The sequence below is a fragment of the Streptomyces sp. NPDC050439 genome (assembly GCF_040655335.1).
In the GTDB taxonomy this organism is placed as follows: Bacteria; Actinomycetota; Actinomycetes; order Streptomycetales; family Streptomycetaceae; genus Streptomyces.
Window position 1 is genome coordinate 274,102 of record NZ_JBFAJT010000005.1, and the last position, 24,547, is coordinate 298,648.

Genomic DNA, 24,547 nt, shown 5'->3' on the forward strand with positions numbered 1-24,547 from the left:
GGCGGCACTTGAGCAACCCGCTCGGCTGCTCAAGTCCGGTCAAGGGCCGTCCCCCCTGACCGGAGTTCCAGGTGTCAGCTCCCGGCGGTGATCCGCGCGAGTCGCTGCGCCTCGTCCCGCGCGGAGCGGGCGATGGCGTCCTCGTCGACGTGCAGCAGACGATCGTTCTCGACGATCGGGCGGCCGTTGACGAGGGAGAGCGTGACCGGGGCCGCCGCGCCGAAGACGATGGCGGTCACCGGGTCGGCGATCGAGGAGTGCCCGATGCCGTCGATCTTCCAGAGGACCAGGTCCGCGAGCTTGCCCGGCTCAAGGGACCCGATCTGGCTTGCGCGGCCCAGGACTTGGGCGCCGCCGAAGGTGCCGAGGCGCAGCGCCTGACGCGCGTTCAGGGCCGCTTCGCGGTGTGCGCCGAGGCGGTTGATGAGCAGCGCGTTGCGCAGCTCGGTGTGGAGTTCGCCGGACTCGTTGGAGGCGGTGCCGTCGACGCCGAGGCCGACCGGGACACCCGCCTTCAACATGTCCGGTACGCGGGCGATGCCTGCCGCCAGACGCGCGTTGGAGGACGGGCAGTGCGCGACGCCCGTGCCGGTGCGGGCGAACGCGGCGATGTCGGAGTCGTTCATGTGGACGCAGTGCGCCATCCACACGTCGTCACCGAGCCAGCCGGTCGACTCGAAGTAGTCGGTGGGGCCCTTGCCGAAGAGCTCGTGGCAGAACTTCTCCTCCTCGACCGTCTCGCTGCCGTGGGTGTGCAGCCGTACGCCGAGGCGGCGCGCCAACTCGGCGCCCTGCTGCATGAGTTCGGTGGAGACGGAGAACGGCGAGCAGGGCGCGACGGCGACCTGCGTCATCGCGTCGAAGGAGGCGTCGTGGTGCTTCTTGACGGTCTCCTCGGTCGCGGCGAGCGCGCCTTCGAGGGTCTCGACGGCGAAGTCCGGCGGCAGCCCGCCGTCCTTCTCGCTGCGGTCCATGGAGCCGCGGGCGAGGGTGAAGCGGACACCCATGTCGCTCGCGGCGCCGATGATGGCACCGGACAGGTCACCGGAGTTCTTCGGGAAGACGTAGTGGTGGTCCATCGCGGTGGTGACACCGCCGCGGGCCATCATGCCGAGCGAGCCCTGGGCCGCCGCCTTCACCATCTGCTCGTCGATGCGCGCCCAGGTCGGGTAGAGCGCGACGAGCCAGTTGAAGAGGTTGTGGTCGGTGGCCAGGCCGCGGGTGATCCACTGGTAGAAGTGGTGGTGCGTGTTGACCAGGCCGGGGGTCACCAGGTGACCGGTGCCGTCCACACGGCGTACGACGTTCTCAAGACCCTCGGGAGCCTTGCCCGCGCCGATGGACTCGATCTTGTTGCCCGCGACGACGACGTATCCCGATGCGTACTCGGTGTCGTCGGCGTCGACGGTCGCGATGGCACAGTTCTCGATGACGATGCGCTGCAGGTCTGCCGGTGCTGCCATGGTGCTTCTTCCTTCTCTTGATTGTGGCAATGGGGGTCCCCCCTGCTCCTTAAGAGCTTGGGGGAGGGCACGGCATGACCCTAGGAAGATTTGAGTGCCGCGGCGGCGGGGCCGCGGGTGCCGAGATGGTTGAAGAACAGGTTGAGCAGGACCGCGGCCAGCGCTCCCGCACTGATTCCGGAGCCGAGGACGGTCTGCGCCCAGGCCGGGAATTCGGCGTAGAAGGTGGGCGCGGCGAGCGGGATGATGCCCGCTCCGAGCGCGACGGCCACCAGGATGATGTTGGAGCTGTCGTCGAGACCGGCCTCGGAGAGCGTACGGATGCCGCTCACCGCGATGGAGCCGAAGAGGACGATGCCCGCGCCGCCGAGCACCGGCATGGGGACCACGTTGACGACCGCTCCGAGTACGGGGAAGGCGCCGAGGACGATGAGCGCGCCACCGGCGACGGCGACCACATAGCGGCTGCGGACACGTGTCAGGGAGACGACGCCGACGTTCTGTGCGAAGGCGGAGGTCGGGAAGCCGCCGAAGACGGGGCCGACGAGTGTCGCGATGCCGTCGGTGCGCAGGCCGCGGGTGATGGTCTTCCCGTCGGTCTCGCGCTCACAGATCTCGCCGAGGGCCAGCATGCCGGCCGCCGACTCGGTCATCAGGACCAGCATCACGATGCAGAGGGAGAGGATCGCGGCGGGCTGGAAGGTGGGAGCTCCGGCGGCGAAGGGTGTCGGCAGGGCGGCGAGCGGGGCCGTCTGCACGGAGGTGAAGTCGGCCATCCCGAACGGGATCGCGGCGAGCGTTCCGATGAACATGCCTGCCAGCAGGGCGACTTGCTTGAGGAAGCCGCGACCGAAGCGCTGGAAGAGCAGGATCACGACGAGGGTGAAGGCGGCGAGCGCCAGGTACTTCATGTCGCCGAACGTCGGGTCGGTGTCGTCCCCGCCCTGCGCCCACTTCACGGGCACGGGCATCAGCGTGACGCCGATGAGAGTGATGACGACGCCGGTGACCAGCGGCGGGAAGAAGCGCAGGAGGCGCCCGAAGAAGGGGCCGATTGCGAGGCAGAAGACGCCCGCGACCATCACCGCGCCATAGATGGCCGGGAGTTGTGCGCCTTTGGCGTTGGTCTCGGCGATGGCGAGGATGGGCGCGATGCCGGCCGACGAGGCGGCGTTGACGAAGGGGAGCCGGTTGCCGACGAATCCTTTGACGCCGAGCGTCTGGAGGATGGTGGCGAGTCCGGCGATCAGCAGTCCCGCCGCGATGAGCCGGGTCTGGGCCACGGTGTCGAGGCCACAGGCCTGCCCGATGATCAGCGGCGGAGTGACGACGCCCGCGTACATGGCGGCGATGTGCTGGAGTGCGGCGGGGACGAGCCGCGAGGGGTGGAGCTTTTCGTCCACCGGGTGACAGTCGGGAGTCGAGTCTGCTCTTCCGTCGGTCAGCTCCGATGGGGTGGAACGCGGGCCTTTCGCCGGCCCCTTTGCAGGCTGTGCCATTGCTGCTGTTCCCTCCGGTGTGGCGCGCCCCCGTCCGCTGCGGACGGACGGGGGCGCGCGTCCCGCGTCAGAGGTTGGTCATGTCGACCGGGATCTTCGGCTGGACCCCGTCCCTGAGAACCGTGGCCTCGATCAGGCCGTAGGGGCGGTCCGCCGCGAAGTAGACCTCGTTGTCGTTCTTCAGCCCGAAGGGCTCGAGGTCCACCAGGAAGTGGTGGTTGTTCGGCAGCGAGAAGCGGATCTCGTCGATCTCGCTCCTGCTGTTGATGACGCGCGAACCCATTTGGTAGAGGGTCTGCTGCAGCGAGAGGGAGTACGTCTCGGCGAAGGCCTGCAGGATGTGCTTCTTGGCCTGCTCGTACGACTTCTCCCAGTTGGGCATCCGGTCCGCGTCGCTGGTCCAGTTGTAACGCCAGGCGGCGGCGACGTCGGTGCACAGGATGCGGTCGTACGCCTCCTTCAGCGTCGTGTACTTGTCCTTGACGTAGCCCCAGAACTCCGAGTTGGTGGAGTTCATGACCGTGAGGTCCTTGAGCCCGGAGATGATCTCCCAGTTCTCGCCGTCAAAGGTGATCTGCGTGGTGCGCAGCTCCTGGCCCTTGCGGGCGAAGGAGTGGTTCACCTCGTCCGAGCCGATGAACTTGGAGTTGTTGTCCGAGGTCGCGATGCGCTCCCAGGAGTACTCCTGGATGCGGATGCGGGCGCGGTGGATCGGCTCCTGCGTCGTCACGAAGTGACGGGCGAGGTGGATGCCGAACTGCTCGGCGGACTCGATGCCGTACTCCTTGGCGAAGGCGAACACCGTGTTCTTGGTGGTGTCCGTCGGCAGGACGTTGGCGTTCGAGCCGGAGTAGTGGACGTCGTCCATGTCGCCGGAGAGCGCGACCGAGACGTTCAGGTCCTTGATGTGGTGGGTGTCGCCGTCCCGCGTGATCTTGACGACGCGGTTCTCTGCTTTGCCGTACTGGTTCTGGCCGAGAATCGTGGGCATGTCTGCTAGCTCCCTCGGTAAACGGAGTAGCCGAACGGGTTGAGCAGCAGCGGTACGTGGTAGTGCTCGCCCGGCGTGACGGCGAACGTGATCGCCACCTCCGGGAAGAACACGTCGCTCGCACCGCTGTCCCTTACGCGGGGGGCGTCCTGCTGCGCCTCGGCTTGCTTCTTGGAGAAGTAGGTCTCGACCTCGAAGTCGAGCCGTACGTGGGTCGTGCCCTCCGGCAGGGCCGGGAGGTCCTTGCAGCGCCCGTCCGCGTCGGTCGCGGAGCCACCGAGCGCCACCCACTCGGCGTCACGGCCGCTGCGGGCGGTGAGCGAGATGGCGACGCCCTCGGCGGGGCGCCCGACGCTGGTGTCCAGGATGTGCGTGGACACCGAGGCGGTGGTGTCAGTGCTCATCAGTCGTTGTCCTCTTCTACGAGACGGGTCAGCCGGATTCGGTTGATCTTCCCGAGTTCGGTGCGCACGATCTCGCGCTCCGCCTCGGCCGTGTTGCCGATCCGTGCCTTCATCGCGTCACGCATCTGCTCACCGGTGGCCCCGGTGGCGCAGATCAGAAAGACATGTCCGAACCGGTCCTGGTAAGCCAGGTTCAGCTCGAGCATCTCGGCCTTGAGTTCCTCGGAGGCCCCCGCCATGCCGCGCTGTTCACGCGACGACGTGGGGTCCCCGGGCTTCGGGCGTCCGATCGGCGGGTGCCCGGCCATCGCCTCGGCCAGATCCTCGGCGGTCAGCTCGGCCATGGCGGCGTCGCTGGCGGCGAAGAGGGCTTCGACGGTGGGGAAAGGGCGCTGGGAGAGCAGTGTGCTTCCCCAGGCCGATGAGGCGCAGGCCTCGTGGAGAGCGGCGGTGGCCGCAGTCTCCGGCAAGGCGTTGAACCGGGCAAGGCCCGGCGTCGAGCTCGAAGTCACGGGTGCCTCCGTGGCCGTAAGGCCTTGTGCTGGACGGGCTGCGGATAGCTAACGCCAGCCGAAACACCACGTCAACACTTTGTTGAAAACTTCGAGAAACAAAAACCGCCGTCCGGTTAACGGACGGCGGCCCTCTGGAGCGCTCTGACCTGCGAGGTCTGCGCGGTCTGTGAGGTCAGGTGGAACGGTTCAGGTAGTTGTACACGGTGAAGCGCGATACGCCGAGCGCGCCGGCGACCGTCTCCACCCCGTGCCGCACGGCGAAGGCGCCTCGCGCCTCGAGTATCCGTACGACCTCCTGCTTGGCCTTGCGGTCGAGGTCCGACAGGGGCATGCCGCGCTTGCGCTCCAGGGCCAGCAGGATGTGGTCCAGGGAGTCCGCGAGCTGCGGCAGGCGCACGGCGACCACGTCCTCGCCCCGCCAGGCGAGGACGACGTCGTCGGTGCCCGCCTCGTCGGGGGGCACCATCTCGCCGCCCATGGCGTCCACGAGCGGCTTCACGGCGGCCACGAAGGGCCCGTGGTCGTCTCTGGCACCGGTCATTCGACGGCCTCCCCCGACTCTCCGAGCACGTTCACCTGGAGGGAGACGCGGGTCGCGCCCGCCTCCAGGGCCTTGCGCAGCAGCGCGTCGACGGCGGTCAGGACCTCGTCCGCACCGCCTTCCGCGGTATTGCCGAAGGGGCCGACGTCCACGGCGTCGAGCTCGGCCCCCTGGATGACGTCACGGGCCACCACCGCATGGGCGGGCGCCTCGTCCAGGTCGAAGGGTTCGGTCGTGAACTCCACTCTCAATCGCACGCGCACAACCTACTGCCGCGGGGTGATTTTCCGGCAGCCCCCTCTTGACAAGGGCGGATCCTCGACGGCAATCTTCCATCAGACAGAAATTAACTTCCGCTATACGGAAGGAGCGCGGAAGCCCCATGGGATACTCCGACCAGCGCTTCAATGTGAACCTGTCGATCCTCTTCACGGAACTCCCGCTCCTGGAGCGCCCCGCGGCCGCCGCCGCGGCGGGCTTCACGGCGGTCGAGCTGTGGTGGCCCTGGGTCGACGCCCCCACCCCCGAGCAGTCCGAGCTCGACGCCCTCCGGGCCGCGATCACGGACGCCGGCGTACAGCTGGTGGGCCTGAACTTCTACGCCGGGCAGCTGCCCGGACCGGACCGCGGCGCCCTGTCGATTCCGGGCGAGGAGAGCGAGAAGTTCCGTGCGAACCTCTCGGTCGCCGCGGACTTCGCCGAGTCCCTCGGCTGCAAGGCGCTCAACGCGCTGTACGGCAACCGGGTGGAGGGCGTGGACCCCGCGGTCCAGGACGAACTCGCCCTGGAGAACCTGGCGTTGGCGGCCCGCGAGGCCGACCGCGTGGGTGCGGTGCTGCTGATCGAGGCGCTCAACAAGCCCGAGTCGCCGCGCTGCCCGATCGTCAGCGCGGACGCGGCGATCGCCGTGGTCGACAAGGTGAACACCCTTACCGGGCTCGGTAACGCGAAGTTCCTCATGGACCTCTATCACCTGTCCATGAACGGCGAGGACCTGCCGGCCGTCATCGATCAGTACGTGGCCCAGACCGCGCACGTGCAGATCGCCGACAATCCTGGCCGCGGGGCCCCGGGCACGGGGTCGCTTCCGCTGGAGGAGCTGCTGGATCAGCTCCGTAAGGCCGGATACGAGGGCTGGGTCGGCCTGGAGTACAAGGCGGGCGACCGGCCCAGTGCTGAGGCTTTCGGCTGGCTGCCGGCTGCGAGCTAGACCGCCGCTTCGCGGCGGATGTCTCCCACCCGCCCACCCGCCCACCCGGCACCCAGCACCCAGCACCCAGCACCCAGCACCCGATTCGTCGACGTAGACAAGCTTTTAGAAAGGCTCCCTCATGAGCAACCTTCCCAAGATCGCGTGGATCGGACTCGGCATCATGGGGTCCCCCATGTCCGAGAACCTGATCAAGGCTGGTTACTCCGTCACCGGCTTCACCCTTGAGCAGGACAAGCTGGACCGCCTCGCCGCGGCCGGCGGCACCGTCGCCAAGTCCATCGCCGAGGCCGTCAGGGACGCCGACGTCATCGTCACGATGGTGCCCGCGTCCCCGCAGGTCGAGGCCATCGCGTACGGTGCGGACGGCATCCTGGAGAACGCCAAGTCGGGCGCGCTGATCGTCGACATGTCGTCGATCACCCCGCAGACCTCCGTGGACCTCGCCAAGGCCGCCAAGGACAAGGGCATCCGCGTCCTGGACGCCCCCGTCTCGGGTGGCGAGGCCGGTGCCATCGAGGCCGTGCTCTCCATCATGGTCGGCGGCGAGCAGGCCGACTTCGACGAGGCCAAGCCGCTCCTGGACGCCCTCGGCAAGACCATCGTGCTGTGCGGCCCGCACGGCTCGGGTCAGACCGTGAAGGCCGCCAACCAGCTCATCGTCGCCGTGAACATCCAGGCGTGCGCCGAGGCAGTCGTCTTCCTGGAGAAGTCCGGGGTGGACCTGACCGCCGCCCTCGACGTCCTGAACGGGGGGCTTGCGGGCTCGACCGTCCTGACCCGCAAGAAGGACAACTTCCTCAAGCGCGACTTCAAGCCCGGCTTCCGGATCGACCTGCACCACAAGGACATGGGCATCGTCACCGACGCCGCCCGCAATGTCGGTGCCTCGCTCCCGGTCGGCGCCGTGGTCGCCCAGCTCGTCGCCTCGCTGCGCACGCAGGGTGACGGCGGCCTCGACCACTCCGCGCTGCTGCGCGGCGTGGAGCGCCTCTCGGGCGCCGAGCTCTAAGAAGCCCAGGCTTCACGAGCTCCCTCAACTTCCGGGCCGCGGTGGCGCTGACACCTGTCCTGTCGCGCCCAGGCGTCGCCGCGGCCCGGAACCCTAACCTCAACTTCAACAAACTGTTGACGTAGCTGTTCAGGCGTACTTACGCTCACGACACCTCAGCAGTTTCAGCAGTCCGTATGGAAGGTCAACTCCGCCACCATGTCGAAGCGTGTGCTCACGACCGAGTCCGGCGCCCCTGTCGCCGACAACCAGAACTCAGCCACCGCCGGCGTCGGTGGCCCGATCCTCCTCCAGGACCAGCACCTCCTCGAGAAGCTCGCCCGCTTCAACCGCGAGCGCATCCCGGAGCGTGTGGTGCACGCGCGTGGATCCGGTGCATACGGCTACTTCGAGGTGACCGACGACGTCACCGCGTACACCTCGGCCGACTTCCTGAACACCGTCGGCAAGCGCACCGAGACCTTCCTGCGCTTCTCCACGGTGGCGGACAGCCTCGGCGGTGCGGACGCGGTCCGTGACCCGCGCGGCTTCGCGCTGAAGTTCTACACCGAGGAGGGGAACTACGACCTCGTCGGCAACAACACCCCGGTGTTCTTCATCAAGGACCCGATCAAGTTCCCCGACTTCATCCACTCCCAGAAGCGCGACCCCTTCACGGGCAAGCAGGAGCCGGACAACGTCTGGGACTTCTGGGCGCACTCCCCCGAGGCGACGCACCAGGTGACGTGGCTGATGGGCGACCGCGGCATCCCCGCGTCGTACCGCCACATGAACGGCTACGGCTCGCACACCTACCAGTGGACGAACGCGGCGGGCGAGGCCTTCTTCGTGAAGTACCACTTCAAGACGAACCAGGGCGTACGCAGCCTCTCGTCGGAGCAGGCCGCCGAGCTCGCGGGCAAGGACGCCAACTCGCACCAGACGGACCTTCTCCAGGCCATCGAGCGTGGCGTGAACCCGTCCTGGACGCTGCACGTGCAGATCATGCCGGCGGCGGACGCGGCGGACTACCGCTTCAACCCCTTCGACCTGACGAAGGTGTGGCCGCACAGCGACTACCCGCTGCAGCGCGTGGGCCGTCTGGTCCTCGACCGCAACCCCGACAACGTCTTCGCCGAGGTCGAGCAGGCCGCCTTCTCCCCGAACAACTTCGTTCCGGGCATCGGCCCCTCGCCCGACAAGATGCTCCAGGGCCGCCTGTTCGCCTACGCGGACGCGCACCGCTACCGCCTGGGCGTCAACCACACGCTGCTCCCGGTGAACGCCCCGAAGGCGACCACCGCGAACAACTACGGCCGCGACGGTCTGATGGCGGCCAACGCCTACGGCCGCGACCGCAAGAACTACGAGCCCAACTCGTACGACGGCCCCGCCGAGACCGGTCAGCCGCTCTCCGCCCCGCTGGCCGTCAACGGCCACACGGGCACGCACGAGGCGCCGCTGCACACCAAGGACGACCACTTCTTCCAGGCGGGTGAGCTCTACCGCCTGATGTCGGCCGAGGAGCAGGCGCGTCTGGTGGCGAACATCGCGGGCGGCCTCTCGCAGGTCAGCCGTGACGACGTCATCGAGAAGAACCTGGCGCACTTCCACGCCGCCGACGCCGAGTACGGCAAGCGCGTGGAGGAGGCTGTCCGCGCCCTGCGCGAGGACTAAGCCTCACAGAACTCCCGGACTGCGCCGGGGAATTGACGGGAGGTCAGTTTCCCGGTGCTGCGCCCGCGGCATCACGGACCCGGATGAGGGGTGGTCCCGTGATGCACGGGCCGGACGAGGACCGCGGCGGCTTCGCGAGCCAGTGCGGTGGTTAAGGTCAGGCGGCTCCCTTCTCGACCTGAGGGAAGGGAAACCCGCCGGTCCATTCGCGGCCGCCGCGGTCCCAGCCGATTCTGGCCCCTGGGCCTTGAGCCTTGGGGCCTTGGCCCCCTGGGCCCCTATGACTCCGTCCGGCAGCGCGTATGCATGTTCCGCCAGTCGCGCGCGGTCGGACGGCTACAAATTCCTCCCGCCGAAGCCAGAGCGGCGAGTACGGACGGTCCCGTACTCGCCGCTCTTTTTTGTCTGCCGGTGCGTGGGAACTGCGCGAGCAACCACGACGTGCCCGCAGGGTAGGGCCGGCCTCAGCGCACCTTCTCGCCCGAAGCCAGCTTCGCCACCATCCGCTCCAGGCGGGCAGCCCGCGTAGCCGGCGTCCTGGCCGTCATCAGCCTGTGCAACACCACGTACCGGTCCGACTTGCCGAGGCCCTCGAAGGTCTCCCGCGCCACGGGACTGGCCGCCAACGCCGCCGCCAGATCGTCCGGCACGGTCGCGGTCCGCTGGGACGCGTACGCCGCCTCCCACCGCCCATCGGCCCGCGCAGCGGCCACCTCCGCGAGGCCCGCCTCGCGCATGCGCCCTGCGGCGATCAGAGCCTCCGCCTTCTCGACGTTCACCTTCGACCAGAGGCCGCGCGGCCGGCGTCTGGTGATCTTCTGCAGGTAGTACACGTCGTCGTACGACCTGCGCCGGCCGTCGATCCAGCCGTGGCAGAGCACCACTTCGACCACCTCTGCCCACGTCACCGACGCCAGGCCCGAGGCCTTCTTGGCGACCTTCAGCCATACGCCGGGCGCGGTGGCGTGGTGCTCGACCAGCCAGGCGTCCAGCGCTGTGGCGTCCGTACAGGTCATGACCTGCAGCCCCTCCAGCTCTTCCATCCGCACACACTAAAGGGGCGGTCCACCCCGCTCGGGTGGACCGCCCCTCAGTGGGCCTTGTGGTGCTGCCGTCAGACCTTCAGCGGGCGGATGGCGGTGGGCGCGTGGCCCGGCTCCGTGGCGAGCTCCTCGAACTCCTTGACCGCGCTGATGTCGGCCGTGGGGCTCATGGAGATGTTCGTGATGCGCTCCAGGATGGCCTCGACGACCACCGGGACCTGGTGCTCCTGGGCCAGCTTCTTGGCCTGCTCGAAGGCCTCGCCCAGTTCGTTCGGGTCGGTGACGCGGATGGCCTTGCAGCCCAGGCCCTCGGCGACCTTGACGTGGTCGACGCCGTAGACGCCCAGCTCGGGGCTGTTCTGGTTCTCGAACTCCAGGTTGACCTGGAAGTTGATGTCCAGGCCGATCTGGGCCTGGCGGATGAGGCCCAGGTAGGCGTTGTTCACCAGGACGTGGACGTACGGGATGCGGTGCTGCGCACCGACCGCCAGCTCCTCGATCATGAACTGGAAGTCGTAGTCACCGGAGAGCGCGACGACCGGGGTGTCGCGGTCCGCGGTGGCGACGCCCAGCGCGGCCGGGATCGTCCAGCCGAGCGGGCCCGCCTGGCCGCAGTTGATCCAGTGGCGCGGCTTGTAGACGTGCAGCATCTGGGCGCCCGCGATCTGCGAGAGGCCGATGGTGGTGACGTAGCGCGTGTCCGGGCCGAAGGCCTTGTTCATCTCCTCGTAGACGCGCTGCGGCTTCATGGGGATGTTGTCGAAGTGCGTGCGGCGCTGCAGGGTCTCCTTGCGCTCCAGGTGGGATGCGACCCACGCGGAACGGTCGGGGAGCTTGCCCGCGGCCTTGAGCTCCTTGGCGACCTCGACGAAGAGCTCCAGGGCGACCTTGGCGTCGGAGGCGATCCCGTAGTCCGGCGCGAAGATCTTGCCGATCTGGGTCGGCTCGATGTCGACGTGCACGAACTTGCGGCCCTGGGTGTAGACGTCCAGCTTGTAGCCGGTGTGACGGTTGGCCCAGCGGTTGCCGATGCCGAGGACGAAGTCCGACTCCAGGAACGTGGCGTTGCCGTAGCGGTGGCCGGTCTGCTGGCCGACCATGCCCGCGTTCAGGTCGTGGTCGTCGGGGATGGTGCCCCAGCCCATCAGGGTCGGGACGACCGGGGTGTTGGTGATCTCGGCGAACTCGACCAGGAGGTCGGAGGCGTCGGCGTTGATGATGCCGCCGCCGGCGACGATCAGCGGACGCTCGGACTCGACCAGGAAGGTGATGGCCTTCTCGATCTGCGCGCGGGTCGCGGTCGGCTTGTAGACCGGCAGCGGCTCGTACGTGTCGATGTCGAACTCGATCTCGGTCTGCTGGACGTCGATCGGCAGGTCGATGAGGACCGGGCCCGGGCGGCCCGAGCGCATCAGGTGGAACGCCTGCTGGAAGATGCCGGGGACCTGCGCGGCCTCCAGGACCGTGACGGCCATCTTGGTGACCGGCTTGGCGATCGTCGCGATGTCGACGGCCTGGAAGTCCTCCTTGTGGAGCAGGTGCGTCGGCGCCTGGCCCGTGATGCAGAGGATCGGGATGGAGTCACCGGTCGCGGAGTACAGACCGGTGATCATGTCGGTGCCCGCGGGGCCCGACGTACCGATGCAGACGCCGATGTTGCCGGGGTTGGCGCGGGTGTAGCCCTCGGCCATGTGCGAGGCGCCCTCGACGTGCCGGGCGAGCGTGTGGTCGATGCCACCGCCCTCCTGCAGCGCCTTGTAGAAGGGGTTGATCGCGGCGCCCGGGACACCGAACGCGTTGGTGACGCCCTCGCGCTTGAGGATCTCAACTGCCGCGCGGACAGCGGTCATACGAGCCATGGGGTTCTCCTGCTTCGACAACAGCTTCGACAGCTGCGCCGACCTCTCGGCCGGCGGGTTCGGCTGGCGGATCCGGCTCCCGTCGCGCCCCGCGGTGAGCTTCTGTTTCCGCATTGTGGAAATTTAGTTCTGCTATATGGAAGCAATGTAGGTGGGAGCAGTGGAGACCGTCAAGAGTTGTCCGGGAACCGGGCCGGTCGAGGGGCGCGTCCCAGTCGTTGAATTCAGCAGTGAATTCGGGCCACACCATCGGGGGGGGGTCGAGCGTGGCCAGTTCACCGGACGCGTCCCCTGCGGGGCAGGGCACGCCGAGCCACGGCCGCTGGCGGGTGGGGCCGCTGCTCGGGCAGGGCGGCCTCGGGCGGGTCTTCCTCGCGCACGACGGGGCGGGGCGGGCGGTCGCGCTGCGGGTGGTGCGTGCCTCTCTCGCCCGTGATGAGGAGTTCCGCAGGCGCTTCGGCCGCGAGGTGCAGGCGATCGCTGCGGTACGGGGGCCTCGCGTCGCCGCACTCGTCGACGCCGACCCGCGTGCCGAGGTGCCCTGGCTCGCCACGGAGTACGTCGCGGGCCCGACGCTGGCCACGCGGGTGCGGGAACTCGGCGGCCCGCTCCTCCCCATCCCGGAACTGCGGACGCTGGCGAACGCCCTCGCCGGGGCGCTCGACGACATCCACCGGGCGGGGCTCGTGCATGGTGGCCTGCGGCCGTCGAATGTGTTCCTTGCCGCCGACGGCCCCCGCGTCGCCGACTTCGGCCTGGCCGGTTGCGCGGCATGGGCCGGACACCTGGGAAGGCCGGGGTACGCGGCACCCGAGCTCGTGGCGACGGCGCACGGAGCGGCGCTCAAGCCGCCCTCGGACGTCTTCGCGCTCGGCGCGGTCCTCGCCTTCGCGGCGGCGGGGCGCGGGCCCTTCGACGCCGGAGGCGAGGACCCGGACCTGACGGGCGTGCCGCAGGAGCTGCTGCCGCTGGTCACGGCCTGCCTCGCCGGGCACCCCACGGCGAGGCCGGCCCCACGCACCGTCGCGCGCATGGCGGGCCTCCCCCTGCCGGGCAGCCGGCGCCGCGCGCTGACTCTGGCGGGCACGTTGCTCTTGGCCCAACTGGCTGCCGTATCAAGCCCACTTGGTGGACGATGGACGTCACGAACCGTCGAGCGGTGACGGCGAGCACTGACGTGACGGGTGAGGGTGATGACGGAGAGCGGCGTCCCGGTACGGTGCCCGGTCTGCCGGCGCGATCATGTGTACGCCCCGCCGTCCTACCCCTGCGCGTGCGGCGCCCCCGTGGTGCCGCCGGTGGCACGCGGGGCGACGGTGCTGCCGGTGACGGACCGGACGTGGGCGGACGAGTGGGTGACCGTGCGGTGCCGGATGTGCGGCCGCCGCGGCGAGTGGCCGCAGCCGGAGCTGGGGTGCGCGTGCGGGGCGGTACTGCGCATCCCGGTGCGCTCGGTACAGGCGCCTTCGAGTTCCCCGACGGGTCCGGAGCAGCCCGAGACTCCGGCGGCGCCGCCCTCGACCGCTCCGACCACTCCTGCCCCTCCGGCGCACATCCCGCTCCCCCGGACGGCGCCCACGCCCAGGCCCGCCTTCCAGCCGGTGCCGGTCCGCACGGCGCGGGACGCGGTGACGGTGGCGGGTCTGTACCTGCGGTGGCTCGGTTACGCGGAGATCCGGGGAGCGGTCAGGCGGGCGCCGTCGGGGGTACGGGTGTCGGCGCGGGGAGTGATCGCTTTGGTCGAACCGTCCGTGCAGCCGACGACCCTGCGTGACGTGGAATGCCTGTGGCTCAGCGCGATGTCCGACTCCGTCACGTGCGTCTGCTTCTCCCTGGCGGGTTACGAGGAACGGGCCCGCACCCGAGCCGACGAACTCTCCATCCCCTTATTCGTCATCGACCTCACGGGCACACCACAGCCGGTGAACAGCGCGGCGGCGGAGCTGATCGCGGCGGGGTAAGTGGGCCGGGGGGCCTCGGGTGACTGGGCCGGGGGGCGTCGGGTGAGCAGGCCCGGGGGGTGACAGGCGGGTGGCTGGGCGGGCGTTCGCCAGATGACCGGGCGGAGTGTCCGTCGGGAGACCGGACGGGTACTCGCCGGGCGACCGGGCGGGGTCTCCGTCCAGCGACCAGGCCGGTGTCCGTCGGGAGACCGTGCGGGTCTCCGCCGGGTGACCGGGCGGAGTGTCCGACCGGCTACCACACCGAGTAACCGTCGGACGACCACGCCAGATGCTCGCCGCGAGACCAAATGGGACTCCACCGGATGACCGGACGGGGCATCCACCCAGCGACCACACCGAGTGACCGTCGGCTGACCAGGCAGGTGTCACGCGGGTGTTCGCCAGGTGACCGGGCGGATCTCCGCCGGGTGACCGGACGGGGCATCCGCCGAGGGGCCAGGCGGGTCTCCCGCGGGTGACCAGGCAGGTGTCCGCCGGGCGGCAACCGGCGAGTGGACGCCCGGTGGCAACCGGTGGGTGGACGCCCGGTGGCAACCGGCGTGTCGTGCTTCGGGGGGAAATCTGCGGGTGGCGGGTGCGAGGGCGTCATACTCAGCGCATGTACATCCGTCCCGTCGCAGCAGACGAGCTTTCCGTTCTTCAGGGTGTTGAGCGTGCCGCGGGTGAGCCTTTTCGGGCACTCGGCATGGGTGCGATCGCCGATGACGAACCCCCAAGTATTGCGGTTCTGGAAGGGTTTCGTCGGGCAGGCCGGGCGTGGGTGGCCGTTGAGGCGGGTGGCAGTCTCGTCGCGTACCTGCTCAGTGAGCCGGTGGACGGTGTGGAACACGTCGAGCAAGTTTCCGTGCACCCGCGGGCGGCGCGTCGGCGCATCGGCGAGGCCCTGATCGAGCACGCCGCCGACCGCGCCCGCGAGGCAGGCAGCGAGGCCCTGACCCTGACCACCTACAAGGACGTCCCCTGGAACGCGCCGTACTACGCCCGCATCGGGTTCCGCGTGCTCGCCGAGGCCGAACTCACCCCGGGGCTGCGGAAGATCCGCGCCCACGAGGCCGAGCTCGGCCTCGACCGCTGGCCCCGCGTCGCCATGCGGCGCGACCTCAGCCCGGGTGGGCTTCAGCCCCGTACCGCTCCCTGAGTTCGATCTTGCGCACCTTCCCCGACACCGTCATGGGGAAGCTCTCCAGGATGCGCAGCCCGGCCGGGATCTTGTAGTGCGCCAGCTGCCCCGCGCAGAAGGCCCGCAGCTCCTCCAGCGTCAGCGGATCGTCCGCGTCCCGTGGGATCACGCAGGCCAGCGGGACCTCGCCGTAGCGCTCGTCGGCCACCCCCACCACCTGGACATCGGCGATCTTCGGGTGGCCGTAGAGGAACTCCTCGATCTCACGCGGGTAGATGTTCTCGCCGCCCCGGATGATCATGTCCTTGATGCGGCCGACGATCTGGACGTACCCGTCCTCCCGCATGACCGCCAGGTCACCGGTGTGCATCCAGCGCCCGGCGTCGATCACCTCCGCCGTCCGCGTCGGCTCGTTCCAGTAGCCGAGCATCACGCTGTAGCCGCGCGTGCACAACTCGCCGGACTCGCCCCGTGGCAGCGTCACGCCGCTGACCGGGTCGACCACCTTCACCTCGATGTGCGGCAGCACGCGCCCCACCGTGCCGGTCCGCCGCTCCAGGTCGTCCGAGCGGCGCGTCTGCGTGGAGACCGGGGAGGTCTCCGTCATGCCGTAGCAGATGGAGACCTCCTCCATGTGCATCTCGGCGACCACCCGCTTCATCACCTCCACCGGGCAGGGCGAGCCCGCCATGATGCCGGTGCGCAGCGAACTCAGGTCGTACGTCGCGAAGTCGGAGAGATTCAGCTCGGCGATGAACATCGTCGGCACGCCGTACAGCGACGTACACCGCTCGCGCTCCACCGCGTGCAGCGTGGCCACGGGGTCGAAGGACGGTGCCGGGATGACGATGCAGGCACCGTGGGATGTGGCCCCCAGATTTCCCATCACCATGCCGAAACAGTGATAGAAGGGAACGGGCAGGCAGACTCGGTCCTGCTCTGTGTAGCCGACCGTCCGGCCCACCCAGTAGCCGTTGTTGAGGATGTTGTGGTGGGAGAGCGTCGCCCCCTTGGGGAAGCCCGTGGTGCCCGAGGTGTACTGGATGTTGATGGCGTCGTCGCAGCTCAACTCCGCCTCACGGAGCGTCAGCTCACTCGACGTGACCTCAGTCGCCGCGTCCAGCAGCGCGTCCCACGAGCCGTCCTCGATGTAGTGCACCGACCGCAACTCGGGGCAACTGGGCCGCACCTGGTCCACGAGCGCCCGGTAGTCGCTCGACTTGTGCGCCTGCGAGGCGACCAGCACCGTGACCCCGGCCTGCTTGAGCACGTACTCCAACTCGTGTGCCCGATAGGCGGGGTTGATGTTCACCATGATTGCGCCGATCCGCGCGGTGGCGTACTGCACGAGCACCCACTCGGCACAGTTCACCGCCCAGATGCCGACGCGATCTCCCTTGGCGACCCCAACGCCCATGAAGCCCCGCGCCAACTGCGCGACGGCTTCCCCGAATTCGGCGTACGTCCAACGCGTCCCCGCCGCCATGTCCACCAGCGCGTCCCGCTCCGGCCAGGCCTCGACGGCCCGGTCGAGGTTCCGCCCGATGGTGTCACCGAGCAGCGGCGTGGAACTCACGCCGTGGGCATAGGAGAGCTCGCTCATCAACGCACCTGTCTCGCTCACCGGAAGTCCTCCTCGCGGTACTCGGCGTCGGAGCCCGCAGCCGTCGCCTCGCGCAGCTCGATCCGGCGGATCTTGCCGGAGACGGTCTTGGGAAGCGGCCCGAACTCGATGCGGCGCAGCCGCTTGTAGGGGGCGAGGACCGCACGGGAGTGCTCGAAGAGCAGTTTCGCCGTGTCCGGCCCGGGTTCGTGTCCGGCGGCGAGGACGACGTACGCCTTCGGCACCGCGAGCCGCAGCGCGTCCGGGGCGGGCACCACCGCCGCCTCCGCCACCGCCTCGTGCTCCAGGAGCGCGCTCTCCAGCTCGAACGGGGAGATCTTGTAGTCGGACGCCTTGAAGACGTCGTCGGAGCGGCCCACGTACGTGATGTAGCCGTCGGCGTCGCGGGTGCCGATGTCGCCGGTGCGGTAGTAGCCGCCGGCCATCGACTCCGCGGTGCGCTCCGGGTCGCCGTGGTAGCCGGCCATCAGGCCGACCGGGTTCGTGGCGAGGTCGAGGGAGATCTCGCCCTCCGCCGCTCCCGGCTCGCCCGTCACCGGGTCGAGGAGTTCCACGACGAAGCCGGGCGTGGGGCGGCCCATCGAGCCCGGCTTCAGCTCCTGGCCGGGCGAGTTGGCGACCTGTACGGCGGTCTCCGTCTGCCCGAAGCCGTCCCTGATGGTGACGCCCCAGTCGCGCCGCACCTGCTCGATGACCTCGGGGTTGAGCGGTTCGCCCGCGGCGACGACCTCGCGCGGCGGTGTCCGCAGCTGGGTCAGGTCGGCCTGGATCAGCATGCGCCACACCGTGGGGGGTGCGCAGAAGCTGGTGACGCCCGCTCGGTCCATCTCGGCCATCAGCCGGCCCGCGTCGAAGCGCGTGTAGTTGTGGATGAAGACCGTCGCCTCCGCGTTCCAGGGCGCGAAGAGGTTCGACCAGGCGTGCTTGGCCCAGCCCGGGGACGAGATGTTCAGGTGTACGTCGCCGGGCTTGAGCCCGATCCAGTACATCGTCGCCAAGTGACCCACGGGGTACGACACATGGGTGTGCTCGACCAGCTTCGGGCGGGCCGTCGTGCCCGAGGTGAAGTACAGCATCAGGGGGTCGTCGGCGCGGGTGACGCCGTCGGGCTCGAAGGCCTCCGGGGCGTCGTCCGCGCCCGCGTACGCGATCCAGCCGGGCACGTCGCCGCCCACCACGACACGGGTGTAGTCGCCGGGCACGTCGTCGAACTTCGACGCGTCCTCCGGGCGTACGACGACATGCTTGGCCCGCCCGCGGTCGATGCGGTCCCGCAGGTCGACGGGGCCGAGCAGGGGCGTCGCCGGGATGACGACGGCGCGCAGCTTCATCGCGGCGAGGGCGATCTCCCAGAGCTCGACCTGGTTGCCGAGCATCACGACGACGCGGTCACCGGCGCGGACGCCCTGGGCGCGCAGCCAGTTGGCGACCTTGTCGGAGCGTGCGGACATCTGCGCGAAGGAGAGGCGGGTGGTCGGGCCGTCCTCCTCGACGATGTGGAGAGCGGTCCTGTCGTTGTCCCTGGCGATGACGTCGAACCAGTCGAGCGCCCAGTTGAACCGCTCGGGCCGCGGCCAGGCGAAACCCTCGTACGCGGCCTCATAGTCCTCGCGGTGCCGCAGCAGGAAGTCCCGAGCCGTGCGGAACTGTTCCGTGCCTCTGGTGCCACCGGAGCCACTGGTGCCTGCCGTGTCCGTCGTCGTCATCGTGCTCTCCTCGTCGCCGGGGTCATTGCCGGACGCTACGTAACATCGTGTAATTCGTGATGCAGGTCTCACCACCCCCGGACGGGGGTGTCCCGGAGCGAAAGGGCTGACGCGTGACGGCTGACGGAGGCGAGGCGGTCGAGATGCGGTCCGCGCTGCTGCGGCTGCGGCGCGGCACGGGGCTGCCGGTGGCCTTCGGGGGCCTGGTCGAGGGGCAGCGCCAGGTGCGGATCGGGGAGCTGACGGGCACGGGGACGCGTGCGCTGTGCGGCCTCGCGGTGTCCTCGGGGAACGGGCTCGGCGGCAAGGCGGTCGCGCTCTCGCGCCCCTGTGCGGTCACGGATTACCACGACTCGCGGCACATCAGCCATGAGTACGACAGTGCCGTGGCCGCGGAGGGGCTGCGCTCGGTGCTCGCGGTGCCGGTGGTCGTACGGCGCAGGGTGCGGGGCGTGCTGTACGGGGCCCTGCGCTCGGCCCAGCCGCTGGGCGACCGGACGCTGTCGGCGGCGGTGGCGGCCGCGCGGGACGTGGAGCAGGCCCTTGTCGTACGGGACGAGGTGCATGCGCTGATCGCGGCGGCGCGGGAGCCGCAGGCGGGCGCGGGGGCAGCCTGGGAGCAGGTCCGCGAGGCGCACGGGGCGCTGCGGGAACTGGCCCCGCGCATCGCCGACACGGCCCTGCGCGCGGAGATACTGGCGGTGTGCGGCCGCTTGGCCTCGGCCGCGACGGTGCCGCCCGCCCGGGAGCGCGCGGTAGGCCTGGCACCGCGCGAGGTGGACGTCCTCGCCTGCGTGGCCGGGGGCGCGACGAACGCGGCGACGGCGGAGCGGCTGGGCCTGCGGCCGGAGACGGTGAAGGGGTATCTGCGCTCCGCCATGCGGAAGTTGGGGGCGCATACGCGTCTTGAGGCGGTGGTGGCGGCGCGGCGGGTGGGGTTGTTGCCGTGAGCGGATCGCGGGGTGACACTGACGGCGGATTCCACGGCCGTGCGGGTTGAACGGGCCCTGGAGGCCAGGAGGGGGTGATGGGCATGGTGTCCACGGATCGTTTTCTCGCCTTTGCGGCCATGTCGCTGCTGGTCATCGTGATCCCGGGGCCGAGCGTCCTGTTCGTGATCGGCCGGGCCCTGGCCCACGGCAGACGCACCGCCATGGCGACGGCGCTCGGCAACCTCCTCGGGTCGTACGTCCTGGTCGTCGCGGTTGCCTTCGGCGTCGGATCGCTCGTCGAGCGGTCGGCCGCGGTGTTCATGGCGGTGAAGCTGGCGGGGGCCGCCTACCTGGTCTTCCTCGGCGTGCAGGCCTTCCGGCACCGCAAGGAGATGCGGGCCGAGTCCATGGGGACGGCGGCTCCCGGTGAGGCCCGTACGGATGTGCGCACGGTCCTGGACGGCGCGCTCGTCGGCGTGACGAATCCGAAGGGCATCGTGTTCTTCGCGGCGGTGCTGCCCCAGTTCGTCGACCACTCGGCGGGGCATCTGCCCGCGCAGATGCTGCTTCTCGGGCTCGTCCCGATCGGCATCGGGCTGGTCACGGACACGCTGTGGGGGCTTACGGCGTCCGCGGCCCGCAGCTGGTTCGCGCGCTCGGAGCGACGCCTGTCGATGATCGGCGGTGCCGGTGGGGTCACGATGATCGGGCTGGGCGTGACGGTCGCGGCGACGGGCCGGGCGGACTGAGACCCCTCCCCGTCCCCCGCCCCTCACCGCCTCCCGCCCCTCACCGCTCGATGACCGTCCCGAAGCGGATGTCGTACGTGGTGGTCGCCGCCGGATACATGGGCCCGCTCAGCAGTCGCTCGGCCTCGTCCGTGAGTTCGTTCCGCTGCGCCTTGGTCAGGGTGCCGAACGGCTCGATGGTGAGGACGCCGGAGCCCTTCGATTCTTCCGTCCTTTTCCCTGCTCCCGCCCCCTCCTCGACGCGCCATACGCCCGCCAGGAAGCCGTCGACCAGGAAGACGTTGTAGGCGAAGTTGCCCTTCCAGGTGCGGCCCTTGTATTCGGTCGGCACGATCCGGGACCTGTCCGCGTGGGACAGGAGGAGATTGTCGAACTCGGGCAGGAAGCGCACCGGGGCAGGCGTGTCCGCGTCGGGGCGGGGCGCGTCCGGGAGGTCGAAGAGTTCGACGCCGTTCTCGTCGCGGAAGGTACGCAGTTGGGGCCGAAGCCGCTCGAAGGCCTCCCGCAGCCGCGTCAGCCCCGCCCAGGTCTGCATGTCCTTGACCGAGGCAGGCCCGAAGGCGGCGAGGTAACGCAGCACGGTGGCGTCGGGCGTGGGCACCGGCTCGCTCGGGCGGCCGAGCCAGTGCTCGGCGGTGGTGAGCGCGACCTGCCCGCTGCGCCGCCACAGGCCACGCGGGGTGACCTGGACCAGCGGCAGCGAGCAGCGGGCGGCGACGGCGAGGGACTGCGGGTCGGCGTCGGGCCAGCGGGGCAGCAGGATCTCCCGCAGCTGCTTCATCGTGCGGGGCTCCTCCTCGACGGCGGCGCGGGCGAGCGAGGCGAGCTCCGCCAGGTCGACGCCGGTCAGGCCCTTGCGGAAGGCGTGCAGCTCACGGTCGCGCGCGCCTTGCACCAGGGGGCGCAGGGTGAGGGCGTCGTCGGCGGTGTGCAGATGGATGGTGGAGCGCATGGTGACGATGCGGACGAGGTCGCGCGAGGCGAGGAGCGCGGACAGGTCCTCGGGGTCGAACCCCTCAAGGCGGGCGGCGAGGGCGAAGTAGGGCGGCTTCACGTTCTGCGCCTGGAGGCCGAGGAGGTGCGTGACGGCGCCCTCGACGGAGAGGTCGGCCGAGCGGCGCAGGAGGAGTTGACGGTCGAGTGTGGCACGGTTGAGGGCGCGCGTGCTGAGTACGGGGGCGGGGTGCGGGTGGGCGGCTGTGTCGGTGGTGTCGGTGGTGTCGGTGGTGTCGGTGACGCCCGCGTCGGCCTTGGGCTGGGGGGCCGTGGCCATAAGGGCCTGCTGCTGACCGGTCGGCGTCCTGGGAGTCGGCTGCTGAACAGCCGGCGTCCTCGGAGTCGGCCGCTGAACAGCCGGCGTCCTGGGAGTCGGCCGCTGACCGGCCCGCGTCCTGCCGCCCCGCCCCTCGGCGACAGCCTCCGCCCTCTCTGCCTCCAGCCGATCGGCCTCCGCCCTCAGGGTTTCGAGCCGAGCGGCCTCCGCCTTCTGCATTTCCGGCCGGCTTTCCCGCATCCTCGTCATACCTGGCACGCTAGCGGGACTTGCGGACATCGGCTGTCCGTAAACACGTCGAGATGGCGCCACGCTCGCGACTTTTGGGACGTATATCCTGCTTCGGAGCCATCTAGACACACGTTCGACATCGGAGGCAGCCAGCATGGCGGAACGCCGGCCCCGGCCCGCACCGATCGCGAAGAGGCACGGCTGGCGGTGGACCGCCCCGGCCAAGGCCTCCTCGGCCGCGGGCAACGAAGGCCCCGGAACCCCCGAGGCCGAGCCCGCACCCCCCTCCCCGCCGGAACCCGCGAGCGTCGTACAGGCAGCGCTCTACCGCGACGGGGTCCGTGTCGCGACGCCCGCGAGCCTCGCCGACACCTTCCGGGAGCTGCGCGAGCAGCAGGACGGCATGGCGTGGATCGGTCTCGCGCGCCCCACGGAGGCTGAACTCCTTTCCCTGGCAGCGGAGTTCGACCTGCACGAGCTGGCGGTAGAGGACGCGATGGAGGCCCACCAGCGGCCGAAGCTGGAGCGCTACGGCGAGACCCTCTTCGTCGTCCTGCGCGCGGCCCGCTACCTGGACGCCCCGGAGGAGGTCGACTTCGGCGAGCTGCACGTGTTCGTGGGCCCCGACTTCGTCATCACGGTGCGCCACGGCGCCGCCCCGGACCTGACCGCCGTACGCCGCCGCATGGAGGAGAGCCCGGACCTTCTCAGGCTCGGCCCCGAGGCGGTCCTGTACGCGATCCTGGACGCGGTGGTCGACGGGTACGCCCCGGTGGTGGCCGGAGTCCAGAACGACATCGACGAGATCGAGACCGAGGTCTTCAGCGGCGACCCGGAGGTCTCGCGCCGCATCTACGAACTCTCCCGGGAAATGGTCGAGTTCCAGCGGGCGACCCGCCCCCTGGTGGCCATGCTGCACTCCCTGATGGCGGGCTTCGCGAAGTACCGCACCGACGAGGAACTCCAGCGCTACCTGCGTGACGTCGCCGACCACGTCACGCACACCAGCGAACGCGTCGACGGCTTCCGCCAGGCCCTCACCGACATCCTGACGGTCAATTCCACCCTGGTCACCCAGCAGCAGAACGCGGAGATGAGGGCGCTGGCGGAGGCGGGCTTCGAACAGAACGAGGAGATCAAGAAGATCTCCTCCTGGGCCGCCATCCTCTTCGCCCCGACCCTCGTCGGAACGATCTACGGCATGAACTTCGACGAGATGCCAGAACTGCACTGGGCATTCGGCTACCCCTTCGCGATCGCCCTGATGGCACTGGTCTGCATCAGCCTGTACTTCATCTTCAAGCGCCGGGACTGGTTGTAGCCACCGGTCCGCCCAATGGCATGATCGGCCTCGCGACCAGCGCCCGCATAACCGCTCCACCATCTACCAAATCGGCCAGACAATTGATACCTATGCCTTCGCGGACATCTCCGCGAATAAGCCGCAGAACCATCCTCTGGGCCACCGCGGCCACGGTGGCCCTCGTGTTTCTCGTTGCGCTGGAGATCGCCGCGCGGCGTTATGGCGGTGTGCCGGGGCCGGTTGCCAATCAGGTGCGTGAGGTGGTCTTTCCGCCCAAGCCGGGGCCGTTGTACGGCGGGCTCGCCTTGATGATGGTGGTGCTCAGTTGGCGGCAGCGGTTCATCGCCGCCGGGTTCGCGGTCGGCGTCGATGTCGTCTTCGTGGCGGTGCGGTGGGCGGTGGACGCCGATGTGCCCGAGGGGCAGTTCTTCGGCAACGGGGCGTTGTGGGCGATGCTGGGCTGCGCGGTCTTCGCGATCACGCGCCGCACCGGTGAGGAGCGGATTCTGCTGCTCAAAGGCGTCGGGCTCGGGCTGCTGCTCGTGGCCGGGCGCAAGACCGGCGACACCTGGCTGCTCATCACGTCGAAGACCCGCCCGGACGTGCTCGACCCCTACGTGGCGATGGCCGATCACGCGCTCGGCAACCCGTCGTGGCTGGCGGGGCGGCTGCTCGAGGCCTCCGGGCCGGTCAGCACCTATGTGCTCGACCTGGTCTACGCCCAGCTCGCGGTCGCGGCCGTCGCCGTCGCCCTGTACCAACTGCGCAACGTGGCGGCCGACCGCGCCTTTCCACGCCACCACCTCGTGCGCACCTTCCTGCTGATCGGCCTCCTGGGGCCCGCCTTCTACATGATCTTCCCGGTGGTCGGGCCGATCTTCGCCTACGGCCCCGGCACCTCCGGCACCGGCGGCGTGCAGTGGGCGGTGGCCGACCTGTGGCCGCACACCCTGCCGCCGGTCAGCCTCCCGCACCCGGTGACGTACGACGGGATCACCCCGCGCAACTGCATGCCCAGCCTGCACACGGCGTGGGCCACCGCGATCTTCATCCACTCCCGCAAGGGCCCGCGCCTGCTGCGGTACGCGGGAACGTTCTGGCTGGTCTGCACGCTCAGCGCGACGCTCGGCTTCGGCTACCACTACGGCGTGGACCTCGTCGCCGGTGTGGTGTTCGCGCTCACCGTCGAGGCGGGGCTCCGCACGTTCGACCGCGGCTGGCACCGGTCGGGCGTCCAGCTGGTCGCCTACGGCACGGCCGTCTTCGCCGCGCTCCTGGTGTCGTACCGCTGGCTGCCGATGGAGATGGCCGCCCACCCGTGGGTGTTCGGCCCTCTCGTCATCCTGTCGATGCTCTCGGTGATCTACGGCTACGTACGGACCACCGGAGCGTGGGAGCCGAAGCCCGCACCGGCACTCCGGCCGCCGGACCCGCAGCCCGAGATGGTGTGAG

Annotated in this window: 22 protein-coding genes; 10 read left to right on the forward strand and 12 right to left on the reverse strand. The window is 69.8% G+C overall.

Features of this window, described 5'->3' with window-relative positions:
- Window positions 1–74: 74 nt before the first annotated feature.
- From AB0I66_RS22405 to AB0I66_RS22435, 7 genes are all read right to left on the reverse strand, one after another.
- Window positions 75–1,463 (reverse strand): 8-oxoguanine deaminase, encoded by a 1,389-nt coding sequence (locus AB0I66_RS22405; RefSeq protein WP_363209677.1) that lies wholly within the window; start codon window positions 1,461–1,463, stop codon window positions 75–77.
- Window positions 1,464–1,543: 80 nt separating this feature from the next.
- Window positions 1,544–2,962, reverse strand: coding sequence for a nucleobase:cation symporter-2 family protein (locus tag AB0I66_RS22410; protein WP_363209678.1), 1,419 nt, complete (start codon window positions 2,960–2,962; stop codon window positions 1,544–1,546).
- 67 nt (window positions 2,963–3,029) lie between these two features.
- Window positions 3,030–3,953 carry a factor-independent urate hydroxylase gene (gene pucL, locus AB0I66_RS22415; RefSeq protein WP_363209679.1) on the reverse strand — a complete coding sequence of 308 codons (924 nt, stop codon included), beginning with the start codon at window positions 3,951–3,953 and terminating at the stop codon, window positions 3,030–3,032.
- 5 nt (window positions 3,954–3,958) lie between these two features.
- Window positions 3,959–4,357, reverse strand: coding sequence for a hydroxyisourate hydrolase (gene uraH, locus AB0I66_RS22420; RefSeq protein WP_363209680.1), 399 nt, complete (start codon window positions 4,355–4,357; stop codon window positions 3,959–3,961).
- On the reverse strand, window positions 4,357–4,869 hold the full coding sequence (gene uraD / locus AB0I66_RS22425; protein WP_363209681.1) for a 2-oxo-4-hydroxy-4-carboxy-5-ureidoimidazoline decarboxylase: 513 nt from the start codon (window positions 4,867–4,869) through the stop codon (window positions 4,357–4,359). Before uraD ends, uraH begins: the two co-directional genes overlap by 1 nt.
- Before the next feature lie 175 nt (window positions 4,870–5,044).
- The gene (locus AB0I66_RS22430; RefSeq protein ID WP_363209682.1) at window positions 5,045–5,413 is read right to left on the reverse strand and encodes a helix-turn-helix domain-containing protein; all 369 of its coding nucleotides are present in this window, start codon (window positions 5,411–5,413) and stop codon (window positions 5,045–5,047) included.
- On the reverse strand, window positions 5,410–5,670 hold the full coding sequence (locus tag AB0I66_RS22435) for a hypothetical protein (RefSeq protein ID WP_363209683.1): 261 nt from the start codon (window positions 5,668–5,670) through the stop codon (window positions 5,410–5,412). The genes AB0I66_RS22430 and AB0I66_RS22435 overlap by 4 nt, the downstream gene beginning before the upstream one ends.
- Before the next feature lie 125 nt (window positions 5,671–5,795).
- Between AB0I66_RS22435 and AB0I66_RS22440 the strand changes: the two genes are divergently transcribed.
- The 3 genes from AB0I66_RS22440 (at window position 5,796) to AB0I66_RS22450 (ending at window position 9,291) form a co-directional block, all read left to right on the forward strand.
- A complete protein-coding gene (locus AB0I66_RS22440) occupies window positions 5,796–6,623 on the forward strand; it encodes a TIM barrel protein (RefSeq protein WP_363209684.1) in 828 nt (275 codons plus the stop codon).
- Window positions 6,624–6,744: 121 nt separating this feature from the next.
- Window positions 6,745–7,635: a 2-hydroxy-3-oxopropionate reductase gene (locus AB0I66_RS22445; protein ID WP_363209685.1), complete on the forward strand. Its 891-nt coding sequence runs from the start codon at window positions 6,745–6,747 to the stop codon at window positions 7,633–7,635.
- Window positions 7,636–7,833: 198 nt separating this feature from the next.
- On the forward strand, window positions 7,834–9,291 hold the full coding sequence (locus tag AB0I66_RS22450) for a catalase (RefSeq protein ID WP_363209686.1): 1,458 nt from the start codon (window positions 7,834–7,836) through the stop codon (window positions 9,289–9,291).
- 464 nt (window positions 9,292–9,755) lie between these two features.
- Here AB0I66_RS22450 and AB0I66_RS22455 read toward each other — a convergent pair whose 3' ends face one another.
- Window positions 9,756–10,334, reverse strand: a complete 579-nt coding sequence (locus tag AB0I66_RS22455) for a YdeI/OmpD-associated family protein (protein WP_363209687.1) — start codon at window positions 10,332–10,334, stop codon at window positions 9,756–9,758.
- A gap of 71 nt (window positions 10,335–10,405) precedes the next feature.
- Complete coding sequence (gcl, locus tag AB0I66_RS22460; protein WP_363210046.1) at window positions 10,406–12,193, reverse strand: glyoxylate carboligase; 1,788 nt, start codon at window positions 12,191–12,193, stop codon at window positions 10,406–10,408.
- Between the two features lie 266 nt (window positions 12,194–12,459).
- On the opposite strand from gcl, the gene AB0I66_RS22465 reads away from it, so the two are divergent.
- From AB0I66_RS22465 to AB0I66_RS22475, 3 genes are all read left to right on the forward strand, one after another.
- On the forward strand, window positions 12,460–13,356 hold the full coding sequence (locus AB0I66_RS22465; protein ID WP_363209688.1) for a serine/threonine-protein kinase: 897 nt from the start codon (window positions 12,460–12,462) through the stop codon (window positions 13,354–13,356).
- 30 nt (window positions 13,357–13,386) lie between these two features.
- Entirely contained in the window at window positions 13,387–14,154 is a 768-nt protein-coding gene (locus tag AB0I66_RS22470; RefSeq protein WP_363209689.1) for a hypothetical protein, read from the forward strand.
- Between the two features lie 601 nt (window positions 14,155–14,755).
- Complete coding sequence (locus tag AB0I66_RS22475; protein WP_363209690.1) at window positions 14,756–15,295, forward strand: GNAT family N-acetyltransferase; 540 nt, start codon at window positions 14,756–14,758, stop codon at window positions 15,293–15,295.
- On the opposite strand, the gene AB0I66_RS22480 is transcribed toward AB0I66_RS22475, so the two are convergent.
- Both AB0I66_RS22480 and AB0I66_RS22485 read right to left on the reverse strand, forming a co-directional pair.
- Window positions 15,258–16,880 (reverse strand): AMP-binding protein, encoded by a 1,623-nt coding sequence (locus tag AB0I66_RS22480; RefSeq protein ID WP_363210047.1) that lies wholly within the window; start codon window positions 16,878–16,880, stop codon window positions 15,258–15,260. The two genes, AB0I66_RS22475 and AB0I66_RS22480, sit on opposite strands and share 38 nt — an antisense overlap.
- Window positions 16,881–16,897: 17 nt before the next feature.
- Entirely contained in the window at window positions 16,898–18,607 is a 1,710-nt protein-coding gene (locus tag AB0I66_RS22485; RefSeq protein WP_363209691.1) for an AMP-binding protein, read from the reverse strand.
- A 113-nt stretch (window positions 18,608–18,720) separates the two neighbouring features.
- On the opposite strand from AB0I66_RS22485, the gene AB0I66_RS22490 reads away from it, so the two are divergent.
- Window positions 18,721–19,557 (forward strand): helix-turn-helix transcriptional regulator, encoded by an 837-nt coding sequence (locus AB0I66_RS22490; protein ID WP_363209692.1) that lies wholly within the window; start codon window positions 18,721–18,723, stop codon window positions 19,555–19,557.
- An 83-nt stretch (window positions 19,558–19,640) separates the two neighbouring features.
- Entirely contained in the window at window positions 19,641–20,288 is a 648-nt protein-coding gene (locus AB0I66_RS22495; protein WP_363209693.1) for a LysE family translocator, read from the forward strand.
- Between the two features lie 40 nt (window positions 20,289–20,328).
- On the opposite strand, the gene AB0I66_RS22500 is transcribed toward AB0I66_RS22495, so the two are convergent.
- Window positions 20,329–21,561, reverse strand: a complete 1,233-nt coding sequence (locus tag AB0I66_RS22500) for a winged helix DNA-binding domain-containing protein (RefSeq protein WP_363209694.1) — start codon at window positions 21,559–21,561, stop codon at window positions 20,329–20,331.
- 385 nt (window positions 21,562–21,946) lie between these two features.
- Between AB0I66_RS22500 and AB0I66_RS22505 the strand changes: the two genes are divergently transcribed.
- Window positions 21,947–23,113 (forward strand): magnesium and cobalt transport protein CorA, encoded by a 1,167-nt coding sequence (locus AB0I66_RS22505; protein WP_363209695.1) that lies wholly within the window; start codon window positions 21,947–21,949, stop codon window positions 23,111–23,113.
- 92 nt (window positions 23,114–23,205) lie between these two features.
- The gene (locus tag AB0I66_RS22510; protein ID WP_363209696.1) at window positions 23,206–24,546 is read left to right on the forward strand and encodes a phosphatase PAP2 family protein; all 1,341 of its coding nucleotides are present in this window, start codon (window positions 23,206–23,208) and stop codon (window positions 24,544–24,546) included.
- The last annotated feature ends 1 nt before the right edge of the window (window position 24,547 follow it).

Excerpts from the sequence above, each read along its gene's own strand:
- AB0I66_RS22405 (WP_363209677.1), bottom strand. The coding sequence starts at position 1,463 with ATGGCAGCACCGGCAGACCTGCAGCGCATCGTCATCGAGAACTGTGCC.
- AB0I66_RS22410 (WP_363209678.1), bottom strand. The coding sequence starts at position 2,962 with ATGGCACAGCCTGCAAAGGGGCCGGCGAAAGGCCCGCGTTCCACCCCA.
- pucL (WP_363209679.1), bottom strand. The coding sequence starts at position 3,953 with ATGCCCACGATTCTCGGCCAGAACCAGTACGGCAAAGCAGAGAACCGC.
- uraH (WP_363209680.1), bottom strand. The coding sequence starts at position 4,357 with ATGAGCACTGACACCACCGCCTCGGTGTCCACGCACATCCTGGACACC.
- AB0I66_RS22430 (WP_363209682.1), bottom strand. The coding sequence starts at position 5,413 with ATGACCGGTGCCAGAGACGACCACGGGCCCTTCGTGGCCGCCGTGAAG.
- AB0I66_RS22440 (WP_363209684.1), top strand. The coding sequence starts at position 5,796 with ATGGGATACTCCGACCAGCGCTTCAATGTGAACCTGTCGATCCTCTTC.
- AB0I66_RS22445 (WP_363209685.1), top strand. The coding sequence starts at position 6,745 with ATGAGCAACCTTCCCAAGATCGCGTGGATCGGACTCGGCATCATGGGG.
- AB0I66_RS22450 (WP_363209686.1), top strand. The coding sequence starts at position 7,834 with ATGTCGAAGCGTGTGCTCACGACCGAGTCCGGCGCCCCTGTCGCCGAC.
- AB0I66_RS22455 (WP_363209687.1), bottom strand. The coding sequence starts at position 10,334 with ATGGAAGAGCTGGAGGGGCTGCAGGTCATGACCTGTACGGACGCCACA.
- gcl (WP_363210046.1), bottom strand. The coding sequence starts at position 12,193 with ATGGCTCGTATGACCGCTGTCCGCGCGGCAGTTGAGATCCTCAAGCGC.
- AB0I66_RS22470 (WP_363209689.1), top strand. The coding sequence starts at position 13,387 with ATGACGGAGAGCGGCGTCCCGGTACGGTGCCCGGTCTGCCGGCGCGAT.
- AB0I66_RS22475 (WP_363209690.1), top strand. The coding sequence starts at position 14,756 with ATGTACATCCGTCCCGTCGCAGCAGACGAGCTTTCCGTTCTTCAGGGT.
- AB0I66_RS22480 (WP_363210047.1), bottom strand. The coding sequence starts at position 16,880 with ATGAGCGAGCTCTCCTATGCCCACGGCGTGAGTTCCACGCCGCTGCTC.
- AB0I66_RS22485 (WP_363209691.1), bottom strand. The coding sequence starts at position 18,607 with ATGACGACGACGGACACGGCAGGCACCAGTGGCTCCGGTGGCACCAGA.
- AB0I66_RS22495 (WP_363209693.1), top strand. The coding sequence starts at position 19,641 with ATGGTGTCCACGGATCGTTTTCTCGCCTTTGCGGCCATGTCGCTGCTG.
- AB0I66_RS22500 (WP_363209694.1), bottom strand. The coding sequence starts at position 21,561 with ATGGCCACGGCCCCCCAGCCCAAGGCCGACGCGGGCGTCACCGACACC.
- AB0I66_RS22505 (WP_363209695.1), top strand. The coding sequence starts at position 21,947 with ATGGCGGAACGCCGGCCCCGGCCCGCACCGATCGCGAAGAGGCACGGC.
- AB0I66_RS22510 (WP_363209696.1), top strand. The coding sequence starts at position 23,206 with ATGCCTTCGCGGACATCTCCGCGAATAAGCCGCAGAACCATCCTCTGG.